This window comes from Brevundimonas sp. BAL450 (assembly GCF_015767455.1).
In the GTDB taxonomy this organism is placed as follows: Bacteria; Pseudomonadota; Alphaproteobacteria; order Caulobacterales; family Caulobacteraceae; genus Brevundimonas; species Brevundimonas abyssalis.
Genome location: NZ_JADWOW010000044.1, coordinates 50,188 through 71,503, shown reverse-complemented (window position 1 = coordinate 71,503; position 21,316 = coordinate 50,188). Strand labels below are relative to the sequence as shown.

The 21,316-nt window shown below is 68.1% G+C and carries 25 protein-coding genes, 2 tRNA genes and 1 other RNA gene; 17 read left to right on the top strand and 11 right to left on the bottom strand.

Going from position 1 to position 21,316, the window contains the following annotated elements; genetic code table 11:
* Window positions 1–388 precede the first annotated feature (388 nt).
* Entirely contained in the window at window positions 389–1,315 is a 927-nt protein-coding gene (locus IWC96_RS05935; RefSeq protein WP_021698705.1) for a nitronate monooxygenase family protein, read from the top strand.
* Between the two features lie 38 nt (window positions 1,316–1,353).
* Entirely contained in the window at window positions 1,354–2,055 is a 702-nt protein-coding gene (locus IWC96_RS05930) for a TorF family putative porin (RefSeq protein ID WP_021698704.1), read from the top strand.
* A 15-nt stretch (window positions 2,056–2,070) separates the two neighbouring features.
* Here the strand turns inward: IWC96_RS05930 and IWC96_RS05925 are convergent, their stop codons facing one another.
* The 4 genes from IWC96_RS05925 to IWC96_RS05910 all read right to left on the bottom strand — a co-directional run bounded on the left by IWC96_RS05925 (window position 2,071) and on the right by IWC96_RS05910 (window position 5,950).
* The gene (locus IWC96_RS05925) at window positions 2,071–2,244 is read right to left on the bottom strand and encodes a DUF1328 family protein (RefSeq protein ID WP_021698703.1); all 174 of its coding nucleotides are present in this window, start codon (window positions 2,242–2,244) and stop codon (window positions 2,071–2,073) included.
* A 60-nt stretch (window positions 2,245–2,304) separates the two neighbouring features.
* On the bottom strand, window positions 2,305–4,836 hold the full coding sequence (ligD, locus tag IWC96_RS05920; protein WP_196838577.1) for a DNA ligase D: 2,532 nt from the start codon (window positions 4,834–4,836) through the stop codon (window positions 2,305–2,307).
* A 279-nt stretch (window positions 4,837–5,115) separates the two neighbouring features.
* A complete protein-coding gene (locus IWC96_RS05915) occupies window positions 5,116–5,676 on the bottom strand; it encodes a DUF4142 domain-containing protein (protein WP_021698700.1) in 561 nt (186 codons plus the stop codon).
* A 200-nt stretch (window positions 5,677–5,876) separates the two neighbouring features.
* Window positions 5,877–5,950, bottom strand: a tRNA-Gln gene (locus IWC96_RS05910).
* A gap of 157 nt (window positions 5,951–6,107) precedes the next feature.
* Here IWC96_RS05910 and IWC96_RS05905 point away from each other — a divergent pair.
* Window positions 6,108–6,184: transfer RNA gene (locus IWC96_RS05905), tRNA-Pro, on the top strand.
* A gap of 58 nt (window positions 6,185–6,242) precedes the next feature.
* On the opposite strand, the gene IWC96_RS05900 is transcribed toward IWC96_RS05905, so the two are convergent.
* Both IWC96_RS05900 and ilvC read right to left on the bottom strand, forming a co-directional pair.
* Window positions 6,243–7,139 (bottom strand): AprI/Inh family metalloprotease inhibitor, encoded by an 897-nt coding sequence (locus IWC96_RS05900; RefSeq protein ID WP_021696480.1) that lies wholly within the window; start codon window positions 7,137–7,139, stop codon window positions 6,243–6,245.
* Between the two features lie 54 nt (window positions 7,140–7,193).
* Window positions 7,194–8,213 (bottom strand): ketol-acid reductoisomerase, encoded by a 1,020-nt coding sequence (gene ilvC / locus IWC96_RS05895; protein ID WP_045318755.1) that lies wholly within the window; start codon window positions 8,211–8,213, stop codon window positions 7,194–7,196.
* On the opposite strand from ilvC, the gene IWC96_RS05890 reads away from it, so the two are divergent.
* Both IWC96_RS05890 and IWC96_RS05885 read left to right on the top strand, forming a co-directional pair.
* Entirely contained in the window at window positions 8,212–8,754 is a 543-nt protein-coding gene (locus IWC96_RS05890; RefSeq protein ID WP_045318756.1) for a DUF924 family protein, read from the top strand. The genes ilvC and IWC96_RS05890 overlap by 2 nt on opposite strands.
* Before the next feature lie 614 nt (window positions 8,755–9,368).
* Window positions 9,369–10,334 (top strand): CsgG/HfaB family protein, encoded by a 966-nt coding sequence (locus tag IWC96_RS05885; protein ID WP_196838576.1) that lies wholly within the window; start codon window positions 9,369–9,371, stop codon window positions 10,332–10,334.
* A 41-nt stretch (window positions 10,335–10,375) separates the two neighbouring features.
* On the opposite strand, the gene IWC96_RS05880 is transcribed toward IWC96_RS05885, so the two are convergent.
* Window positions 10,376–10,747 carry a hypothetical protein gene (locus IWC96_RS05880; protein ID WP_196838575.1) on the bottom strand — a complete coding sequence of 124 codons (372 nt, stop codon included), beginning with the start codon at window positions 10,745–10,747 and terminating at the stop codon, window positions 10,376–10,378.
* Window positions 10,748–10,809: 62 nt separating this feature from the next.
* Between IWC96_RS05880 and IWC96_RS05875 the strand changes: the two genes are divergently transcribed.
* The 3 genes from IWC96_RS05875 to IWC96_RS05865 are packed head-to-tail and all read left to right on the top strand — an operon-like array spanning window position 10,810 to window position 12,486.
* On the top strand, window positions 10,810–11,673 hold the full coding sequence (locus IWC96_RS05875; protein WP_021696485.1) for a thymidylate synthase: 864 nt from the start codon (window positions 10,810–10,812) through the stop codon (window positions 11,671–11,673).
* Complete coding sequence (locus IWC96_RS05870; protein WP_370541100.1) at window positions 11,640–11,972, top strand: phosphoribosyl-ATP pyrophosphohydrolase; 333 nt, start codon at window positions 11,640–11,642, stop codon at window positions 11,970–11,972. Before IWC96_RS05875 ends, IWC96_RS05870 begins: the two co-directional genes overlap by 34 nt.
* A gap of 1 nt (window position 11,973) precedes the next feature.
* Window positions 11,974–12,486 carry a dihydrofolate reductase gene (locus IWC96_RS05865; protein WP_021696487.1) on the top strand — a complete coding sequence of 171 codons (513 nt, stop codon included), beginning with the start codon at window positions 11,974–11,976 and terminating at the stop codon, window positions 12,484–12,486.
* On the opposite strand, the gene IWC96_RS05860 is transcribed toward IWC96_RS05865, so the two are convergent.
* The gene (locus tag IWC96_RS05860) at window positions 12,483–12,806 is read right to left on the bottom strand and encodes a hypothetical protein (protein ID WP_021696488.1); all 324 of its coding nucleotides are present in this window, start codon (window positions 12,804–12,806) and stop codon (window positions 12,483–12,485) included. The genes IWC96_RS05865 and IWC96_RS05860 overlap by 4 nt on opposite strands.
* 204 nt (window positions 12,807–13,010) lie before the next feature.
* Here IWC96_RS05860 and IWC96_RS05855 point away from each other — a divergent pair, with 204 nt between their 5' ends.
* Entirely contained in the window at window positions 13,011–13,523 is a 513-nt protein-coding gene (locus tag IWC96_RS05855) for a hypothetical protein (RefSeq protein ID WP_045318758.1), read from the top strand.
* Window positions 13,524–13,625: 102 nt separating this feature from the next.
* Here the strand turns inward: IWC96_RS05855 and IWC96_RS05850 are convergent, their stop codons facing one another.
* On the bottom strand, window positions 13,626–14,723 hold the full coding sequence (locus IWC96_RS05850) for an NADH:flavin oxidoreductase (RefSeq protein ID WP_196838574.1): 1,098 nt from the start codon (window positions 14,721–14,723) through the stop codon (window positions 13,626–13,628).
* Window positions 14,724–14,764: 41 nt separating this feature from the next.
* Window positions 14,765–15,856 carry an Mrp/NBP35 family ATP-binding protein gene (locus IWC96_RS05845; RefSeq protein WP_021696491.1) on the bottom strand — a complete coding sequence of 364 codons (1,092 nt, stop codon included), beginning with the start codon at window positions 15,854–15,856 and terminating at the stop codon, window positions 14,765–14,767.
* Window positions 15,857–15,908: 52 nt separating this feature from the next.
* Between IWC96_RS05845 and miaA the strand changes: the two genes are divergently transcribed.
* The 8 genes from miaA (at window position 15,909) to IWC96_RS05805 (ending at window position 20,924) form a co-directional block, all read left to right on the top strand.
* Window positions 15,909–16,805, top strand: coding sequence for a tRNA (adenosine(37)-N6)-dimethylallyltransferase MiaA (gene miaA / locus IWC96_RS05840; protein ID WP_021696492.1), 897 nt, complete (start codon window positions 15,909–15,911; stop codon window positions 16,803–16,805).
* 86 nt (window positions 16,806–16,891) lie between these two features.
* Window positions 16,892–17,209 carry an autorepressor SdpR family transcription factor gene (locus IWC96_RS05835; RefSeq protein WP_045318759.1) on the top strand — a complete coding sequence of 106 codons (318 nt, stop codon included), beginning with the start codon at window positions 16,892–16,894 and terminating at the stop codon, window positions 17,207–17,209.
* A complete protein-coding gene (locus IWC96_RS05830; protein WP_021696494.1) occupies window positions 17,206–17,625 on the top strand; it encodes a hypothetical protein in 420 nt (139 codons plus the stop codon). Before IWC96_RS05835 ends, IWC96_RS05830 begins: the two co-directional genes overlap by 4 nt.
* A gap of 74 nt (window positions 17,626–17,699) precedes the next feature.
* Window positions 17,700–18,674 (top strand): TraB/GumN family protein, encoded by a 975-nt coding sequence (locus IWC96_RS05825; RefSeq protein ID WP_231378918.1) that lies wholly within the window; start codon window positions 17,700–17,702, stop codon window positions 18,672–18,674.
* Between the two features lie 9 nt (window positions 18,675–18,683).
* Window positions 18,684–19,049, top strand: a transfer-messenger RNA (tmRNA) gene (gene ssrA / locus IWC96_RS05820).
* Between the two features lie 91 nt (window positions 19,050–19,140).
* Window positions 19,141–19,614, top strand: coding sequence for an SspB family protein (locus IWC96_RS05815; RefSeq protein ID WP_196838573.1), 474 nt, complete (start codon window positions 19,141–19,143; stop codon window positions 19,612–19,614).
* An 81-nt stretch (window positions 19,615–19,695) separates the two neighbouring features.
* Window positions 19,696–20,445, top strand: a complete 750-nt coding sequence (locus IWC96_RS05810; RefSeq protein WP_021696497.1) for a C13 family peptidase — start codon at window positions 19,696–19,698, stop codon at window positions 20,443–20,445.
* A gap of 68 nt (window positions 20,446–20,513) precedes the next feature.
* Entirely contained in the window at window positions 20,514–20,924 is a 411-nt protein-coding gene (locus tag IWC96_RS05805) for a GFA family protein (RefSeq protein ID WP_231378917.1), read from the top strand.
* Between the two features lie 7 nt (window positions 20,925–20,931).
* On the opposite strand, the gene IWC96_RS05800 is transcribed toward IWC96_RS05805, so the two are convergent.
* A complete protein-coding gene (locus tag IWC96_RS05800) occupies window positions 20,932–21,282 on the bottom strand; it encodes a RusA family crossover junction endodeoxyribonuclease (RefSeq protein ID WP_021696499.1) in 351 nt (116 codons plus the stop codon).
* Between the last annotated feature and the right edge of the window lie 34 nt (window positions 21,283–21,316).

The following is a 21,316-nucleotide window of genomic DNA, read 5'->3' as shown; positions in this document are numbered from 1 at the left end:
GGCGCTCGGCCGGCGACCTTGCGGCGACGGGCTGTGATCGAGCGGGATATAGCGGCGGGGCGGATTACTCGCCGGGTCCGGGACATGGAGCGCTGTCCATGCCCGCCCGTTCAGGGCCTAAACACCGGCTAGCGCCTAAGACGCGTGCCCACCGGGGGCTCTGGAAGAACGATCGCGCGGGGCGTCAGCCTTCGTCGAAACGGTATTTGTCTATTCCTTACACCGGGCGATGGCCCGGCGCCCCGTTCCCTTCCCATCACCCCGCACCGACGGGCGCCTTGGCGTGGGCGCCTTGGCGTGGGCGCCGTTCTCCTGCACCGTCCCTGATGCATTGCCTTACGCCGCGACAGGCCGCTATGCGTATTGAAACGAAACCCAGGAGACGCCCGTGGCCATTCCCGCATCGCTGGACAAGAACCTCACCCTCCCCGTCATCGCCGCGCCCATGTTCCTGGTGTCCGGCCCGGATCTGGTGGTGGAGACGTGCAACGCCGGGATGATCGGCACCTTCCCCTCCCTGAACCAGCGCACCACCGAGGGCTATCGGGACTGGCTGGTGGAGATCAAGGAGCGGCTGAAGCCCGACGCCGCCCCCTTCGGCGTCAACCACATCGTCCACCCCACCAACCCCCGCCTGATGGCCGACATGATGGTGTCGGTGGAGCATCAGGTGCCCCTGATCATCACCTCGCTGGGCGCGGTGCGTGATGTGGTGGATGCGGTGCACGGTTATGGCGGCGTGGTCTTCCACGACATCGCCAATGTGCGTCATGCCCGCAAGGCGGCCGAGGCGGGCGTCGACGGCCTGATCCTCGTCGCCAACGGCGCGGGCGGGCACGCCGGGGTGGTGAACCCTTTCGCCCTGGTCAACGAGGTGCGCACCTTCTTCGACGGAACCATCATCCTGTCCGGCTGTCTCTCCACAGGTCAGGATGTGGCCGCCGCCCTGATGATGGGCGCCGACTTCGCCTACATGGGCACCCGCTTCATCGCCACGACCGAGAGCCTGGCTCAGCAGGAATACAAGCAGATGATCGTGGACGCCGGAGCCTCCGACGTCACCTACACCCCGGCGGTGTCGGGAATCCCGGCCAATTTCCTGACCCCGTCGCTGGTCGCCAACGGCATCGATCCCAAGTCCCTGCCCGAGCACAAGCTGGACATGGGCGAGGAGGCGCGGGCCTGGAAGACGGTCTGGTCCGCCGGTCAGGGCGCGGGCGGCGTCCATGACATTCCGACCACAGCCGAACTCATCCGTAGACTGAATGACGAATTTGTATCGGCTTGTGATAAATTCGTCAGAAAGCGGAGTTAATGGCGGCCACACACCGCCAACAACATCTGAGTCGTCTCATGCTCCGCACCACTCTTCTGGCCGCCGCCCTCGTCGGCCTGTCCGCCCCTGCCGTGTCGGCCCAGGACGGCGGGTTCAGCCTGCCAGACGGTTTCGGCGTAGAGATCGGAGCAGGCACCGACAACCGCTCCAAGAACGCCTCCAAGACCAACGGCGAGGCCTATGCCTACGGCATCGTGGACTGGGCCCCGGCTACGGGTGATGTCTACGTGTCGGGTTCGATCGAGGGCGTGGACTCCAACGGCGCGGACTGGGAGTCCCGGCTGCTGGTCGGCTGGGCGCCGCAGTTCGCCGGCTTCGACTTCGACATCAACGCCGCCCACAAATGGCTGGTCGACCCCGTTCCTGGCGTGGATGACGACAGCTGGGAATTCACCGCCAACGTCTCCCGCTCCATCGGACCGGCGAGCGCTCGGCTCCAGTATCAGTACTCGCCCGACGCGATCGGATCGACGGGAAGCTTCAGTTGGGTCGAGGCCCGCGTGGGCTGGGAATTCACCCCGCGCCTTGAAGGCACTGCGGCCATCGGGCGGCGGGAGCAGCGCAACAGTGTCGACTACACCGGCTGGAACGTCGGCGCGACCTACGCCCTGACCCGGAATCTGGAGCTGGACGTGCGCTACTACGACACCGACGTCGATCTGCCCGCCGACAACAAATACGATGACACAGTGGTGGCCGAGATCAGGCTGGCGTTCTGATCCCGGCCTGCCCGGTCAGGTGACCTTCTTGGCCACCGTGAATCCCAGCACCAGCAGCACCACGAACACCACCACGGCGGCAATGGCGAGGAACTGCGCGATTCCGGCGGCGGCGCCGGCGATCCCGGTAAAGCCCGCCAGCCCGGCGATTACAGCGATAACGGCGAAAATCAGCGCCCACTTCAGCATGTCGTTCTCCTTTTTGAAGACGGAGAAACGGCGCGCAGACGGGACCGTTCCAGAATGCGTCTAGCCCACGCCCACCTTCTTGAGGATGGGCCGCAGCGACACCTCGCCTTTCCTGAAATCCTTCCAGGGATCGGGCTTCTTCAGCAGGGCCGGCGCGGTGCGCAGGGTGTAGGCCTTCGGGTCCAGCCCCTTGCGCACCTGCCCCCACGACAGCGGAAAGGCGATGGTGGCTCCCGGCCGGGCCCGCGCTGACCACGGCGCCGCCGCCGTCGCCATGCGCCCGTTGCGCAGATAGTCGAGGAAGATCTTCCCGCCCCGCGCCTTCTTGGACAGGGTGGTGGTGTAGCGGTCCGGCGCCGCGTCCCTGACCTGCTCGCAGACCGCCTTCGCAAACGCCTTGGCCTGGTCCCACTCCACCCGGCTGCGCCCGTCCGCCTTGATGGGCGTCACCACGTGCAGCCCCTTGCCGCCCGTGGTCTTGACGAAGGGATTCAGGCCCAGCGCCTCCAGCGTCGCCTTCATGTCCTTGGCCGCAGCGATCACATCCTCGAAATCCAGCCCCTCGTCGGGGTCCAGATCGAAGGTCAGCTGCTCCGGTGTCTCCGGATCGCCGGGCTTGCAGCCCCACGGGTGCAGCTCGATGCCCCCCGATTGGGCGATGGCCACCAACCCGCCCACGTCGGACGCCGCCAGATAGGGGGTCCGCTGCTTCACATCGATCAGCTTTAGGCGCGGGCTCGATCCCCTCATGGCGTGGCGCTGGAAGAAGGTCTCTCCCTCGATCCCGTCCGGCGCCCGGATGATCGATGTGGGCCGGTCTGCCACATGGGGCAGGATGCGCTCGGCCGCCATCTCCATGTAGCGCGCCAGATCGGCCTTGGTGATCGCCGCCTCGCCGTCATGGGCGGGCCACAGGGGCTTGTCGGGGCTGGAGATGGTCACGCCCGCCACCACCACCTTGCCCTTGGGGCTGACCGTCTTCGCCGGCGCCTGGGGCGCGTCGGTGACGTCGCTTGGCGCCTTGTCCTCGCGCAGACCCTTGTAGGCGGCGTGGCGCAGGGTGCCGTTCTCGGTGAGCCCCCCATGCTCGATCTCGGCCACCAGCATCGGCTTGACCCAGTGGATCTCCCGCCCGCCCTTGGGCGGAGTCTTGCCCGCGAACGGACTGTCGTCCGAGGCCGCAGCCTTCAGCGCCGGGACCAGCACCTTCGTCAGCGCCTCGCTGTAGCCCGTGCCCACCCGGCCCAGATAGCGCAGACCCTTGCCCTCCTTCACCCCCACCAGCAGCGAGCGGAACCGCGTGCCCTTCTCCGACGACCAGCCGCCGATGATCACCTCATCCCGGCCCCGGCATTTGGACTTCACCCAGCTGGCCTGCCGCCCCGCCCGGTACGGCGCGTCCAGCGTCTTGGAGATCACACCCTCCAGATCCATGCGACACGCACTGTCCAGCACCGCCTGACCCGTGGTGGCGAAATGCTCCACGAACCGCAGGCCCGGCCCCGCCTTGCCCGCCCGGTCCACATAGGCCTGCAGCCGCGCCTTGCGCTTGGCCAGCGGCAGGTCCCGCAGATCCTCAGCCCCCTCGAACATCAGGTCGAAGGCGAAATAGATCAGGTCGTCCGTGCGCTCCTCGGAAATGGCCGCCTGCAGCGCCGAGAAGTCCGGCATGTGGTCGTCGTCCAGGGCGCACAGTTCTCCGTCGATGACCCCGTCCGGCCAGCCGGCCGCCTGCTTGGCCAGCGCCGGGAACTTCGCCGACCAGTCCAGCCCGCTGCGGGTGTAGAGCTTCGCCTTGCCCCCGCCCACGGCCACCTGGATGCGGTAGCCGTCGAACTTGATCTCGTGCGCCCAGCCGGAGCCGCCGGGCGGATTGTCCACCACCTTGCACAGCTGGATCGGCGTGAAGGACGGCGGCCCCTTGCCCGTGCTCGTCCGGGCCTTCGAGACCTTGGGTTTCGCCGGCGCCTTGCGACCAGTGGGCTTCGAAGACGTCCATTCCGAATCGCCGCCGGCGATCTCCGCCAGGCTACGGCCCGTGGTCACCGAGGCGTCGATCTCGGCCAGGGCGTCGCCCTCCCCGTCCACGGCGTACTCGTCCTTCTCCTTGATCAGCAGCCAGTTGTTCCGCTTGGTGGGCCGACCCCGGTCCGACTTCAGCCGGATCAGCGCCCAGCCGCCCTTCAGCCGTTCGCCTTCCAGCACCAGCTTGACCACGCCCTTGTCAAAGGCCGCGTCCAGATCCTCGTCCTGCGGCGTCCAGACGCCCTCGTCCCACATCTGCACCGTGCCGGCGCCGTAGTTGCCCTCGGGGATGGTGCCCTCGAAGCCGCCGTAATCCATGGGGTGGTCCTCCACCTCCACGGCCAGCCGCTTGACCGACGGATCGCGCGACGGCGCCTTGGTCACCGCCCAGGACTTCAGCACCCCGTCGTACTCGATGCGGAAGTCATAGTGCAGCCGCGTGGCCGCATGGCGCTGGATCAGATAGCGCAGCCCGGCCTTCGACCGCGCCGTCTTCCGGCCCTTCGGCTCGGGCGTCGCCCCGAAATTCCGCTTGGCCTGATAGGTCTTGAGCTCGCCGCGCGCCATGGCCGCCACTCCTCCGTCGTCCGTCCGGACAGCGGAACGCGCCACGCGGCGATTCGCTCAGGCGGCGGAATCGTCGACTGTCGAAGCTGGCTGTCCTTGGCGCTCTTCTGTTGGTTCCTGCGGCGACGACACGTCCGTCCCGTCGGGACTGGCGGTTCACACAGGCCTGCGCGCCCTGAACCGTCTAGCGCCGAAAAGCCCCTAACCTGCTGCGAAATGAAAACGGCCCACCTCGCAGCAGGCGAAGCGGGCCGTTCAGACGCATCCGAAGCGTCGTGATTAGTCGTTCAGGGCGCGGGCGCGCTCCAGGTGCATTTCGATCGGCCCACTGACCTCTGCCGCGTGCGCCGCCAGTTCGGGCGCGTCGTCATGGTCTGCGAACCCACGGTGCAGAGTCAGGGCCTCTTCGTGGGCCGCGACCTGCTGGTCGATGTAGACTTCATCGAAGTTGTCCGCGTCGCGAAGGTTGTCGATCAGGCCCTGACGGCGCTCGTCCAGTTCGGTCGGCAGTTCGGCGTCGATCTGACCGGACTGAACGATCTGGCCCATGGCCTCGCTGGCGGCGGTGTGGTCGTCATGGATCATCTGGGCCAGTTCGCGGACCTCTGCGTTCTGGCTCCGTTCAAGCGCAATCTCGGCCGCCTGGATCTCGTACATGTCGCCGATCGCTGCATTGGTCACATAGCCCTCGACCGTGTTGGCGCCCAGCGTCGCGGCGGACATTTGACCCACGGGCGCCGACGCGGCGTCCTGGGCAGCGTTGACCGGGTCCTGTTCCTGTTCGCCGCAGGCGGCGAGAAGGGCTGCGGCGGCGACGCCGGTGATGAGGATGCGGATCATGGGTAGTCTCCCTGTGCTGATGCCGAATAACGACCTGCCCCCGAACAGGGTTCCCCCTGCCAGCACCCATGCGCCGGCATTGCGTCGCCGGCGAAGCCATCGAGTGGCAAGATCGCGGGGCTGGTAACCCGCGACAGACGGCCAGCTGCAAACCGACTCTCTCGGAGCGGGGCGAAGCCGCTAAAATCGTTTTGGGAGAATGGCTGGGGAACTAGGACTCGAACCTAGAATGACGGTACCAAAAACCGTAGTGTTACCATTACACCATTCCCCAGCAGGACCGGCGCAGCCCCGGCGGGGAACGCCGGGGAGGCGGTCGAATACGCCAAGGCGTTTTCGGATGCAACACCGCTTTTGACGGCTTTTTCGCAACGGCGAAGAACTGCGCTTGCGGGCGCCGGGGCGCGTGGTTATAAGCCGCGTCCTCAAGTCGGAGTGTGGCTCAGTCTGGTAGAGCACCGCGTTCGGGACGCGGGGGTCGCAGGTTCGAATCCTGCCACTCCGACCATTTTCCCGCCCTACCGCTCGGCGCGCGGCGCCTCGCTGCTTGAGGGCGAGGCATTTCCTCAGCGATACAGAACCAGCTCGCCGTCCTCGTGGGGGGCGGTCAGGCGTCCGCTGCGGCCGCGGAAGATGGCCACGGCGTTTCCGCCGGCGCGGTACAGGACCACCTGGCCGTCCTCATAGCCCCAGGACGACACGAACATCAGCGGGCCGAAACAGCCCGAGCTGGAGCCCGCATAGCGGCCGAAGGCGGGGTTGGTGGTCAGGTTGACCGTGCACTGGCGGCGCATGCCGGTGTTGGAGACCTCGGTATGGCGCCAGGTTCCGGCGTAGTCCTCGGCCCAACGGCCATAGCGTCCGCCCCGGCGGGGACCGTCGTCGTAGTCGCGATGATCGCCGGCCTCGGGCCCCGGGCCCGTATCGTCGAGGCGGCGCATGGTGATTCCGGCGCCGACGAATCGGCCTTCCACAAACATCAGACGCGTGCCTTCGCTGTCGCCCGCGGTCCGGTACATGGCCAGCTCGCCGTTCTCGACCCGCCAGTTGGACAGGCGGCCGAGACGCGAGGGGCAGTCATGGGTCTCGATCCGGCGGATGCCGAGGAAGCCGTTTTCGCGCATGTCGAATCGACAGTCGCCCACATCACGGCCGCCATCGGTCACGACCCAGTCGCCGAAAACGTCCTGGGGACGGGCCGGTTCGGCGCGGCGGCGCAGGCCCTGATCGGGATCGTCCCGTCGCTCGGCCATGCCCAGCAGGGCGTCGAAGGCGGCGTCGGCGTCGAAGGACACCTCGCCGCTGCGCGTGGTGGTGCGGGTCTCGGTGCGGGTGGTGTTCCCGTCCTGGGTCGTGGTGGTCGTGGATCGCGTGGTCGAGCTGGAGCGGGACTGGGCCGTGGCGGCGTCGGCCGCGAGCAGGGCGGACACGGCCGCGACGACGGCGAGAACAGACTTGGACATGGAACCTCCCCCGAGTTTTTAGGGGGCCCTTTCTAGGGTGGGTTAACGCCGTTATCAATCGTCGCGGGCGCGGCCGGCCACCGCGTTCAGGTGCGCGCCGACGGCTTCGATAGGGCGTTGGCCCAGCGCCTTGCGGCGGGCCAGAAGCTCGGGTGATCCGGCGTCATAATCGGCCATGAGGCGGCGGACGAAGGCGCCGTCCCGGACTTCGACCAGCACGTCGTCCATGGCCTTGCGCGAGGCGTCGTTGATGACGCGGGGGCCGGTGAGATAGGCCCCGTATTCGGCGGTGTTGGAGATGCGGGCGAAGGCGCCGGCGATGCCGCGCTCGAACATCAGGTCGGTCACCAGCTTGACCTCGTAGAAGCACTCGAACCACGCCACCTCGGGCGGATAGCCGGCGTCCACCAGCTTCATGAAGGCCTGATCGATCAGCTCGCCGACGCCGCCGCACAGGACCACCTGCTCGCCGAACAGGTCGCTTTCGCACTCGTCCTTCATGGTGGTCTCGAGAATGCCCTTGCGGCCGCAGCCCAGCGCCGCGGCGTAGGACAGGCCCAGCCCCCTCGCCTGCCCCGTGGCGTCCTGATGCACGGCGAACAGGCAGAAGACGCCGTCGCCCTGTTCGTAGATCTCGCGGATGCGCGGGCCGATTCCCTTGGGCGAGGCCAGGATCACGTCCACGTCCGGCGGCGGCTGGATCAGGCCGAATCGCACGGACAGGCCGTGAGCGAACACCAGCGCCGTGCCCGGCCGCACATGGGGCGCCAGCTCGTCGGCCCACAGGTCGCGGTGGGCCTCGTCCGAGACCATGATCGCCAGCACCTCGGCCCACCGGGCGGCCTCTGACGCCGTGACAACCTTGAAGCCGTCGGCCTCGGCATTCGCCCGCGTGGCGGAGTCGGGCTTCAGGGCCACGCGGATGTCGGCGACGCCGGAGTCGCGCAGGTTCAGGGCGTGGGTGCGCCCCTGACTGCCGTAGCCGATCACGGCCACCTTGCGGGCGCGGATGATCGACAGGTCGCAGTCGCGGTCATGGAAAACGGGCAAAGGCGTGCTTAGGTGTTCAGTCATGAGCACAGACATAACCCCTTCCGCCGTCGTCGCCTTCTGGAAAGAGGCCGGGCCCGCAAAGTGGTTCGCCAAGAACGACGCCTTCGACGCCGAATTCCGCCGCCGTTTCCATGACGCCCACGTGGCCGCCGCCCGGCGTGAGCTGGACGACTGGATGGAGACGCCCGAGGGCGCTCTGGCCCTGCTGATCCTGCTGGACCAGTTCCCCCGCAACAGCTTCCGGGGCACCGCCCACGCCTTCGCCACCGACCCCCTGGCCCTGATGTTCGCCGAGGACGCGGTGGAGCGCGGGCATCACGAGGCGTTCGACTTCCCCCTTCGCAACTTCATGCTGCTGCCGTTCGAGCATTCCGAGCGGCTGGAGGACCAGGACCGTTACATGGCGCTGGCGGCCGGAGACGCCGAATCCTTGAAGTGGGGCCGAATCCATCGGGACATCATCGTCCGCTTCGGGCGTTTTCCTCATAGAAACCCGGAACTTGGCCGCAAGACCACACCCGAGGAACAAGCCTTCCTGGACGAGGGCGGCTTCGGCGGCTGAGTGAGACTCCGCGCGCGAAAAACAGTGCAATGGGAGTGCAACTTCCATCAGCCCAACCTTTCCTCCCGCTCACCCCAGCGAAGGCGGGGGTCCAGAGGGCGGGCGCCGGATTAGACGTTCGTACTGCGGCCTCCTGTCCGCCACCTGGCCTTATGATCTGGATCCCGGCCTTCGCCGGGATGAGCGGATGTGTATGTCCGGTGAGACTCCGGAAGCGAAAAACAGTGCAATGAGAGTCTCACTTCATCGTCCAGAGGGCGGGCGCCGGACTAGACGGTCGTATCCGCGGGCTCATGTCCGCCACCTGGCTCTATGATCTGGATCCCAGCCTTCGCCGGGATGAGCGGATGTGTGTGGCGCCCCCCTGCCTGGCCCCCGACGTTCGGAGGAAGTTTACGGCCTCCCCGGGGTGTGCGGAGAAAGTGCTCCGCAAAAGCTGGCAAAGCCTTTGTTCAAGGGGAACTGGCCTTGCGAAATGCGGGATTAACCGGCCCCTTTCCTCGCCAGCCAATCGGACCTGGAGGCTGACGAAGCCTGACAGTTGAGCGGCGCCCCATAGGCTGTTACGGCGATCAGCGTTAGGCGATTTCCACGATCTGACCGGGGAGGTTCACATGGCTCGTTTCAAACTCATTCTCTGCGCCGCCGTCGCGAGCGCCACGGCCCTGGCGGGCGCCCTGCCCGCCGAGGCCCAGAACCGCCGATCGGGCGCCCAGCGCACCCAGGACGACATGATGGCCCAGATCCCGCGCTGCGCCCGCAATCTGGGCACCGTCGCCATCGCCGACGGCCAGGCGGACGTGTTCCGCGAGTTGCAGCTGTCGCCGCCCCAGAGCCTGTTGCGGGCGGTGATCCAGCGTTCGGGCTGCTTCACCCTGCTGGACCGGGGCGCGGGCATGAGCGTGGCCCAGCGCGAGCGGGACCTGGCGGCGGGCGGCGACCTGCAGCGGGGCTCCAACGTGGGCGGCGGCCAGATCCGCGCGGCGGACTATGTGCTGGTGGGCGAAGTGGCCAGCCAGAACTCCAACTCCGGCGGCAACGCCCTGGCGGGCATCGCGGGCGGGCTTCTGGGCCGCCGCAACTCGACCCTGGGCGCCGTGGTCGGGGGCATCAGCACCCGGCGGTCGGAAGCCAACACGGTGCTGTCCCTGACCGACGTGCGCACCTCCGAGACGGTGATGGTCACCGAGGGCTACGCCTCGCGCAACGACATCAGCTGGGGCGCCGGCGGCGCGGCGGCGGGCGGCTCGGGCTTCGGCGGGGCGGTCGGCGGCGGCTACGAGAACACCGAGATCGGCCGCATGGTGGCCCAGGCCTTCATCCAGGCCTATGCGGACATGGTCACCCAGATGGGCGGCATGAGCGCTGACGCATCGGAAGCCGCACCGGTCCAGACCTTCGTGGTGCAGCAGGCCACCACCATGCGCTCGGCGCCCGAGACCGGCTCGGTGGTCCGCGCCCTGCCCGAGGGCCTGCGCGTCTATCCCACCGGCAACCGCGACGGCATGTGGTGGGAGATCATGGACGACAACGACAACATCGGCTGGGTCCAGAACGACCGGCTGGCGCCGGGAACCTGATCGACCTTCAAACGCGAACGGAAGACGGCCTCTGAAGCGATTCAGAGGCCGTTTTCGGAGGCCCAGCGGTCCACGGCGCGGCGGGCGGCGAACAGGCTCATGCCCGGATTGGCGGCGCGCACGGCGTCGGCGGCCTCGTTGCGGGCCCCCTGGCGGGCATGGTGTTTGGCGGCGCCGGGCAGGTCGGCCTCCTCGACGGCCACGCCGCCGGCTTCATAGCGGCGGGCCCGCTCCACCGTGTTGTCGGCGCGGATGTTGCGGCGTCGGCGGTTGCCGATGCGCTGGGGGTCCTTGCGGGTGTGGGATCGCCCCATCAGGTAGCCGAACAGGAACATGGCCGTCAGGGCGACGATCGACACCAGATTGATGTTCGCCGCCAGGGTTTCCAAAGCGTCCACAAGCGCCTCCGTCATGTTGTGCATCAAGGGTACAGGAGGCTAACCCCCCACACCGCGAATCGGTTCTGTATGGCGTCATGAACGCCCTGGCCGCCATCGCAGACCCTGAAGCCCGCACCGACGCGACGCCGGCGCCCGCCGACCATCCCGAGTTCCAGTATCTTGGCCTGCTGGCCGACATTCTGCAAAACGGCGTGGAGCGGGGCGACCGCACGGGCACCGGGACGCTGGGGGTGTTCGGCCGTCAGATGCGGTTCGACCTGTCCAGGGGCTTTCCCCTTCTGACCACCAAGAAGCTGCACCTGCGCTCGATCCTGGTGGAGCTGCTGTGGTTCCTGCGCGGCGAGACCAACATCGCCTGGCTGAAGGACAACGGGGTCAGCATCTGGGACGAATGGGCGGACGCCCAGGGCGAGCTGGGCCCGGTCTACGGCAAGCAGTGGCGGTCGTGGTCCGCGCCGGACGGACGGGTCATCGACCAGATCACCCGGGTGGTGGAGAGCCTGAAGACCAACCCCAACAGCCGCCGCCACATCGTCACCGCCTGGAACCCGGCGGATGTGGACGACATGGCCCTGCCGCCCTGTCACTGCCTGTTCCAGTTCTTTGTCGCCGACGGCAAGCTGAGCTGCCAGCTGTACCAGCGGTCGGCCGACGTGTTTTTGGGCGTGCCGTTCAACATCGCCTCCTACGCCCTGATGACCCTGATGATGGCGCAGGTGACCGGGCTGAAGCCCGGCGAGTTCGTACACACCTTCGGCGACGCGCACCTGTATCTGAACCATCTGGATCAGGCGAAGCTGCAGCTGACCCGTGAGCCGCGCCCCCTGCCGACCATGACGATCGCCCCCCGGGACGACCTGTTCGCCTTCGGGCGGGAGGACTTCGTGCTCGAGGGTTATGACCCGTGGCCGCACATCAAGGCGGCGGTGGCGGTGTGATCCTTTCCGAACTCTCAGCCTCGGTCCTGCGCATCTCCGACATCTACGCCCGGGAGCACGGCATCGACCGCGACCGGGACTGGGCGCTGCTGAAGATGCAGGAGGAGCTGGGCGAGCTGACCGCCGAGCATCTGCGGATGAGCGGGCGGGCGCGGGGCGAGGCCGATCACGACAAGCTGGGCGACGAGGCGGCGGACGTGCTGGGCATGCTGCTGATCTATTGCGACCGGGCGGGCATCGACATCGAGGACGCCATGCGCCGCAAGTGGCTGAAATGGCTGGAACAGGACGCGGCCTGAGATGATTCCCCTGTCCCTCGTGGTGGCGCGCGCGCGAAACGGCGTGATCGGGCGTGACGGCGATCTGCCGTGGCGACTGAGGTCCGACCTGAAGCGGTTCAAGCAGATCACCCTGTCCAAGCCCTGCATCATGGGGCGCAAGACGTGGGACAGCCTGCCGCTGCGGCCCCTGCCCGGCCGGCTGAATCTGGTGCTGACGCGGGATTCCTCGTTCGAGGCCACGGGGGCGGTGGCGTGCGAGAGCTTTTTCGAGGCGGTCGAGATCGCCGCCGAACAGGCCGAGGAGGAAGGCGCGGAAGAGATCTGCGTCATCGGCGGCGTGGCGCTGTTCGAACTGGCCCTGCCCCGGGCGAAGCGGCTGTACATCACCGAGGTGGACGCGGAGCCCGAGGGCGACGCGGTGTTCCCGGCCTTTGACGAGAGCGCTTTCGTGGAACTGGCGTCAGAGCGCCATGAGCCGGGCGAGGCGGACGATCACGCCTTCACCTTCAGGATTCTGGAAAAACGCGTTTAGGGACAGGGCGCCCAGCGGCGGCCCACGCGCGGCGCGTCTCCGCAGCGGGCGATCAGGGCGGCCTTGAGCTGGCCGGACAGCAGGCGCGCCAGAGAGCCGATGGCGAACATCATCAGGCCCATGAAGGCCAGCATGGCGCCCAGGGCGATGCGTCCGCCCAGATCATGACCGCCGACGCCGAACACGCCCAGGGCCACGGCCGCGCCGAGGAATCCCAGGGTTCCAGCCACGCCCACGAGCCAGGTCGCGCGCCACAGGAAGAGCGCCAGCATGCCGACGCGGGGCCGGTTCGCCAGGTTTTCGATCAATTTCGGGTCCATGTCCGCCCTCCTGAAACGCAGGATCACTCATGAACGAACAACGATCCATGAACGAAACCTGACGGCGCCTCATCCAGATAGGAAGCGGCGGAAGAAAGGCCAGAGGCTTAAGCTCTCGTAATGCGCGGAATTCCGGCCAGTCCCGGCGCGACTGTGGCACTGTGTCGGCAGGCCCGTTGACGGCCGGGGGTCGAGGGGACGGCGATGGGTGTTTTCAGCTGGCTGACCGGCAGCCGGGCGGCGCTCCCGGGCGTGGCGCGCGAGTCGGCGGCGGCCCTGCGCGAGCGCCTGCTTGGCCTGAACCGGGACACCGCGCCCTGGACGGTCCGCGATGGCGCGCCGGAAGGCGTCGATCTGGTCGCCGAATGGCGGATCGTCGATGCCGAATGGTACGAAATCTTCGCCAAGGCCGGGACCCGGCGGGTCTTCAAGGTGCTGATGAAGTTCGACGAGGCGCAGGGTGTGGTGCGCTCGGCCGATCAGGAATGGTCGGTGGAATGGCGGGCTGGGACGCCGGACCTGAGTCTGGCGGGATCGGCGTTCCGGGGCCAGCAGTGGGAAATGAGCTTCGAGAGCGTCCATGCCTTCCGCGAGGACGGCTCGTGGGGCGAGGTCTACAGCTACAAATTCAACACCGGCGAGCTCAAGGGACCGCTGCGCAAGGCGGTCGCCGAGGCGGGCTGGGGCTGGAAGGGCGTGGCGTTCGGCAGGCTGTGAACCCGGGTCTGCCCCTGTAAACCCGTCATCCTCGGGCTTGCCCCGAGGATGACGGAATATTGAAATTGCTGAACGATCTGGCGCGGCTTGCCGGTCAACGACCTAGCTCAGCGTCATCATCGCCGAGCGTTCGAAATCCTTCAGCTCGTCCAGCCGGCCGTCGCGGATCTTCTCGACCCAGTGCGGATCGGCCAGCAGGGCGCGACCGACGGCGACGAGGTCGAACTCGTCAGCCTCGAGCCGTTTGATCAGGCCGTCCAGCGAGGCCGGCTTGGAGCCGGCGCCGCCGAAGGCCGCGATGAACTCGCCGTCGAGACCCACCGAGCCGACGGTGATGGTCGGCAGGCCGGTGATCTTCTTCGTCCAGCCGGCGAAATTCAGGTCGGAGCCCTCGAACTCCGGCTCCCAGAAGCGACGCTGCGAGCAGTGGAAGACGTCGACGCCGGCCTCGATCAGGGGGGTGAGCCACTGTTCCAGTTCGGCCGGGTCGTGGGCGTTCTTCACCGTGAAGTCCTGCGACTTCCACTGCGACAGGCGCAGGATCAGGGCCATGTCCGGGCCGACGCCCTCGCGCACGGCCCGAACCACCTCGGCGCCGAAGCGGGCGCGGTCGGCGATGGTCCCGCCGCCCCAGCGGTCGTCACGGTCGTTGAGGGCGGACCAGAAGAACTGGTCGATCAGATAGCCGTGGGCGCCGTGGATCTCGACGGCGTCGAAGCCGAGTTCGCGGGTGGCGCGGGCCGAGCGGCCGAAGGCGGCGATGGTGTCGGCGATGTCCTCGTCGGTCATCGGCTCCAGCTTGCGTTTGCCGGGGGCGGTGAAGCCCGAGGGGCTGTCGATCTTGCCGAGCGGGGTCCAGTCCTCACCCTGGCCGCGGGCCGAGCCCACGTGCCAAAGCTGGGGCGCGATCAGGCCGCCGGCGGCGTGGACCTCGTCGACCACCTTTTTCCATTCGGGCAGGGCCTCGCCGTGGAAAACCGGCACCTTCGGGTCATTGCGGGCGGCGGGACGTTCGACGACCGTGCCCTCGGTGATGATCAGCCCGACCCCGCCCTCGGCCCGGCGGCGGTAGTAGCCGGCCACGTCGCTGGTGGGGACGCCGCCCGGCGAGAAGGACCGCGTCATCGGCGCCATGACGATGCGGTTGGGCATCTTCAGGGACTTGACCTGGAAGGGGCGGAACAGGGCGTCGACGGACATGGGCGGCTCGAGCTGAGTGACTGGAACCGTCAAGGTGGCAATTAGAGTTGCGTTTGGAAACCCTGGAGGTCGAGCTTTTTCGAAAGGGCTTCGGCAAGGCCTGAAAATCGGCCTGCGATGTCGCCGTCGGGATCGCCGGCCACGACCGGCACGCCGGCGTCGGCGCCTTCGCGCAGGGCCGCGTCGAGCGGCAGGTCACCGAGGAAGTCCACGCCCAGTCGGGCGGCCTCGGCCTCGGCGCCGCCGCGGCCGAAGACGTCGCCGGACATGTTCTCGATCAGGCCGAGGGTGGGCACATTGACCCGGTCGAACAGGGTCTTGGCGCGGCGGGCGTCGGCAAGCGCCACTTCCTGCGGCGTGGAGACGATGACGGCGCCGTCCAGGGGCGTCTTCTGGATCAGGGTCAGCTGCACATCGCCGGTGCCGGGGGGCAGGTCCACCACCAGCACGTCCAGCGGTTCGTCTTCCGTACCCCAGCGGGTCTGGGTCAGCATCTGGGTGATGGCCTGACTGGCCATGGGGCCGCGCCAGATCATGGCGTCGTCGGCCTTCATCAGCAGGCCCACGGACATGGCCTTCAGACCCCAGGCCTCGTGCGGGACCATGGCGCCGTCCTCATAGGCGGGCTTGCCGGAAATCCCCAGCATGGTGGGGGCCGAGGGGCCGTAGACGTCGGCGTCCAGCAACCCCACACGCAGGCCCCGCGCGGCCAGGGCGCAGGCCAGGTTCACCGACACGGTGGACTTGCCCACCCCGCCCTTGCCGCTGGCCACCGCCAGCACGCGGCGCACATGGGCGGGCCGGTCGGTGGGGACCGGGGCCTTGGCCCGGCCCTGATCCACGGCCTGGGGCGACAGGCCCGCGGTGCGGCGGCGCGGCGGGGTCGCCACGGCCTCGGCGGTCAGGACCACCGAGACGCGGGCCATGCCGGGGATGGCCTTCAGCGCCGCCTCGGCCGCGTCGCGGACGGGGGCGTAGAGCGCCGTGTCGCCGGCGGGGACCTCCAGGGCGAAGCCGGCGCGGTCGTCGGCCACCACCAGCCCCTGCACCAGCCCGGCGGCCATCAGCCCCTGCCCGCTTCTGGGGTCGATCACGGCGTCGAGGGCGGCGATGACGGCGGCGCGGTCGGGCAAGGAGTCTCTCCGGCGGGTTGCTTAGGGGGCGTGCGTCGTCATATCGGGTGTCATGGCCCAGAACCAAGCGCCGATCGCCCCCGTCACCCTGATCGGGGGCGCCACCGCCTCGGGCAAGTCGCGCCTGGCGCTGGATCTGGCGCGGGCGAGCGGGGCGGTGATCATCAACGCCGACAGCCAGCAACTGTATGCGGACCTGCGCGTGCTGACCGCCCGTCCGGGGCCGGACGAGGAGGCGCAGGCGGAGCATCGGCTGTACGGCGTGGCCGATGCGACCGACGCCTGGTCGGTGGGCACATGGTTGCGGGCGGCGGAGGCGCTGCTGAATGACTATGGCCCCGCCCGGCGGCCGGTGATCTTCGTGGGCGGCACGGGGCTGTACTTCAACGCCCTGACGCGCGGCCTGGCCGACGTGCCGCCGGTGCCGCCGGAGGTGCGCGCCGGGCTCGACGCCCGGTTCCTGGCCGAGGGCGAGGCGGCGTTCCGGCGCGCGCTGGCCGAGGTCGACGCGCCCGCCGAGGCGGCCATCGAGGCGGGCGACCGGCAGAGGCTGGTGCGGGCGCTGGCTGTGGCGCAGGTGGCGGGGCGTCCCCTGTCCGCCCTGCGCGCCGACAGCCGGCCGATCCTGGCCCCCGGCAGCTATGAGGCCATGGTGGTGGAGCCGGAGCGAAAGGCGCTCTACGCCGCGTGCGACACGCGGGTGTCGGTGATGATGGCCAACGGAGCGCTGGAGGAAGTGCGCGCCCTGATGGCGCGGGACCTGCCCCATGGCCTGCCGATCATGAAGGCGGTCGGGGTGCGCGAACTGAGCGCCCATCTGCGGGGTGAGCTGTCGCTGGACGATGCGCTGGACATCATGCGCCAGGCCACCCGCAACTACGCCAAGCGGCAGCTGACCTGGTTCCGGAACCAGACGCCGGACTGGCGCAGGGTGCTCCCGCCCGCCTGACGCCGGGAACGACCCCGCGATTGGTCGGTGGACGACGACGCGACAAGCCGGTTGACATATTTCGATGATTAGCTAATTATCGATTCATGAGCTCAGTCTTCAAAGCCCTCGCAGACCCGACGCGCCGCAAGGTGCTGGAGCTGCTGCGCGCCAATCCCATGACGGCCGGAGAGCTGTGCGAACACTTCCCCGTGTCGAAGCCCACCATGTCGGCCCACTTCAACGTCCTGAAGGAAGCCGACCTGATCGACGCCAGCAAACAGGGCACGACCATCACCTACCGGATCAAGCTGTCGGTTCTGGAGGACGCCCTGCTGGGGTTCGCCCAGGCGCTGGGCATCGGCCCGGATGCTGACACCGCCAAGGCGGATCGAAACACGCCTGAACAAGGAACAGGATCATGAAACGCCTTCTTCCCTCTATCGTGCTGACCATCGCCTTTCTGGCGGTGGCCGCGGGCCTGAAATACGCCGAGAGCGCCGGCCTGGTCGGCGACGACATGGCCCAGCGGGTCGTCCAGGTGATGATCGGCCTGATGCTGGCCGGCTTCGCCAATGTCGCGCCCAAACGGATCGGTCCCCAGCGGATGTCGCGCGAGGCCGAGGCCCGGATGCAGACGGCCCGCCGGATCGGCGGCTGGTCCCTGACCCTGGCGGGGCTGGCCCACGCCGCACTGTGGGCCTTCGCCCCCGTCGACTTCGCCGTGACCGCCGCCATGATCGTGGTGGGATCCGGCCTCGCCATCGCCATCGGCTACGCCATCTGGGCCTGCCGCAAGCTGGGCGCACCGCCGGCGTCCGAAGCGACCAACGGCTCCTGAGCCGCCGCCGTCGCTGACAGACGGCCCTCTCGGCGGCGCCCCGCCGCCTGAACCTCACCCACAGGATCATTTCCATGACGCATCAACATCGCGGCGCAAGCCGTGCGCGCACCCGCATGTCCGCCGCCTGCCGACTGGCGTTGGCCGCGACCCTGACCATCGGCCTGTTTCAATCGCCCGTCGGGGCGGTCCCGGCCCAGACGCCCGCGCCCCGGGAAGCCTCATCGCCCATCCAGGCGTCGGCCCCAAACCCCGCCCTCTGGGTCGTTCGCGACGCCGATTCCACCCTCTACCTGTTCGGAACCGTGCATTTCCTGCGCCCGACGACGGAATGGGAATCGTCTCGCGTCACCGAGGCTTTCGACAGCGCCGGCCTGCTGGTGCTGGAAGTCGCCGATCCCAACGATCAGGCCGCCCTTCTCCCGCTGATCCAGCGGCACGGCCTGGCGCCGGACACGCCCCTGTCCAGCCTGCTCACGGCGGAGGAGCTGGCCACCCTGGATGCTGCGGCGCGGACCATCGGCGCCAGCGCCGCAGCCCTGGACGGCCTGCGCCCCTGGCTGGCCGGCGTGACCCTGTCGGCCTCCAGCCTCGTCCGGGCGGGCTATGATCCCGGATCGGGGGCGGACCTGATCCTGCGCGCCCGCGCCGAGGCCGCAGGAACACCGATCGCGGGCCTCGAGACGCCGGAAGACCAGATCCGGATGCTGGCGGGCTTTCCCGAGGCGGGGCAATTGACCTTCCTGCGCCGCACACTGGCCGAGTTCGACAACGCCCTGACGATCCCGGACCAGCTGGTCGAGGCCTGGGCGACCGGCGACGTGGAAGCGATCCAGGCCCTCGCCGTCACGCCCATGCGTCTTGAGAGTGAGCTGATTTACCAGACCGTTCTTGTTGAGCGGAATCTCCGGTGGACGGACCGGATCGAGACCCTGCTGGAGGGATCAGGCACAACCTTCATCGCGGTCGGGGTGCTGCATCTGGTAGGCGACGACAGCGTGCCGGCCATCCTGCGTTCGCGCGGTGTGGACGTTGTGATCGCGCCCTAGGAGGCGCGCCCTATTGGAACCCCGGCCCTGATCGCCTATATTGGGGGTGTCCGGGTTCGCCCGGACTATAGCGATAAACGCGCTTGTAATAAGCGGACCGGACCCGGGTGCGATTCCCGGCGGCTCCACCACCTTCTTCCCCGCGTTATCGGCGGAGGCAGCATGGGGCCGACTAGCATCGACGGACGTGTAAAGAAGATTGCTTTCGCTCGTCCTGGCCCACCGTATCGGGCCTTTATCTAAATGCGAACGATAACTTCGCTGAGGAATACGCTGTCGCCGCGTAATGCGGTTCCGGCATTTCCGACCTAAGTCCTGAGGGTTCAGATCCTCAGGCGGGGCCCGGGAGGCGCCTGGCAACAGAAGCCTCCCACTTTGCCCTGTTTTGAACTTTCGCCGCGCCGCCGCCGCCGCTATCACTCCGCCACACGGGTCAGGCGGACCCGATCGGGCTTGCGGAGACAAAATGGCTGAGACGCCGGTGCGCGACGAGATGGGCTATGAGGCCATGGCCCAGAACGCCCTGAGGGGCGTCGTGCGCGCCGCGCTCGAGCGGGCCGCCATGCCCGAGGGCCTGCCCGGCGAGCACCATTTCTACATCACCTTCAAGACCCGGGCGAAGGGCGTGTCCGTCCCGGCCGACGTGTCCGAAAAGTACCCGGACGAGATCACCGTGGTGATGCAGCACCAGTACTGGGACCTGACCATCGACGATGAAGGGTTTTCGGTGCTGCTGAAGTTCGGCGGGCAGCCCAAGAAGCTGGTGACGCCGTGGAGCGCCGTGGTGCGGTTCTATGACCCCAGCGTGCAGTTCCTGCTGCAGTTCGAGGCGCCCGAGCTTCCCACCGAGCCGGAGCCGGAGGATGAGCCGGAGACGCCGGCCCCGCCCGTGGACGACGGACCCAAGGTCGTCTCTCTGGACCAGTTCCGCAAGAAATAGGCTGACGTCGCCTGACGCTCACGCTTCTCCCTCTTTTCATCCCGGCCGCCGTTGCTAGGGTGACGAGGCTGGAGGGATGGGATGCGGGTGTTTCGCTGTCTTTCAATCGTCCTTTGCGTCCTGGGCCTGACCACGCCCAAGGCGATGGCGCAGTCGGGCGACTTCGACGGCTGGTCGGCCGTGGTCATCGCCGGAGACTGGACCGACAGTCGCGGACAGCCCATCCAGGCCTTCGACAACGCCGTGCGCGATCTGACCAGGTCCTTTCAGCGGGCCGGCTTCAATCCCGACCTGAGCGCCGCCTATTCGCTGCGGCCCGACGGCGGCGTCAGCACCCGAACCGCCATAGAGGGCGCGGCGGCGGTCGCGGGGCGGGGCGGCGACGGCTGTCTGGTCTATTTCACCTCTCACGGCGCGCCCGGCCGGATCGTGTTCGGGCCGGGTGAACAGCTGGAGCCCGGGCGCATGAACGCCCTGATCGGCGGCTGGTGCGGCCAGCGACCGACGGTGGTGGTGGTGTCAGCCTGCTATTCCGGCAGCTTCATGGGCGCCCTGTCCCGTCCGAACCGCATGATCGTCACGGCCGCGCGGGCTGATCGCAGTTCGTTCGGATGCAGCGCGGACGCCACCTATCCGTATTTCGACGACTGCGTGATCCAGAGCCTGGAGACGGCGAGCGACTTCATCGCCCTGGCCGGTCAGGCCCGGCGGTGCGTGGCCGAGCGCGAGCAGGCCGAGGGACTGACGCCGCCGTCGGAGCCGCAGGTCTTCATCGGCGGATCCATGCAGCTGCTGCTTCCCACCCTGCGGTTCGACCGGCCGTCGAAGTGACCGGAATTTCGCTGGCGTGATCGCGGCCCTCGCGCGAACATATCGGGAACATTGATCCAGCGGGAGGGATGACGATGCCAAACGGCGGATGCCATTGCGGCGCGGTGCGCTACGAGATGACAGCGGAGGTGGCGCACCATGCGTTGTGTCACTGCACCGACTGCCGCAAGGCCAGCGGAGCGCCGGCGGTGGCCTGGGCCATGGCGGCGGCGGATCAGGTGACGATCACCGGCGAGCCCGTCACCTACGCCTCGTCGGAGCATGGCCGGCGGATGTTCTGCGGCGCCTGCGGGACCAGCCTGTTCTACACCAATGAGACGATCTTTCCGGGCATGATCGACGTGCAGAGTGCGACCCTGGATGATCCGGATGCGATTCCGCTGGGCGGCCAGATCCAGACGGCCGAGCGGATCGGCTGGATGGGCCATCTGGACGACCTGCCCAGCTTCGAGCGATATCCGGGGCCGCCGGAATCCTGAGGCCGGTTCAGCGGGGCCGCACGGCGATGGTGATGCGCTCGCGTTCGCCCTCGTGCCGCTCCACCAGCAGGCGGGCCACCTGGGCGTCGTCGTGGAACAGATAGCCCTTGATGGCGTCCAGCAGGGCCTTGGCCAGATTGTCCAGGTCGATGTGCGGCGGCTCGCCCACATGCTCCATGCGGATGTCCACGGCGAAATCGCCCCACGACGGGCGCGACGACCATTCCTTGCGCATGAACTCATAGACCAGCGGCTTGTAGTATTTGGCCTGGGTGGTCAGGCCGTCGATCATGATCTCGACCGCGTCGCCCCGCTCGCGGGCGCGCACCTTGCCGGTTCCGATCCAGTCCTGATCCATGGCGCCCTCGGCTTGCCCCCTGCGGTCTGCGTGC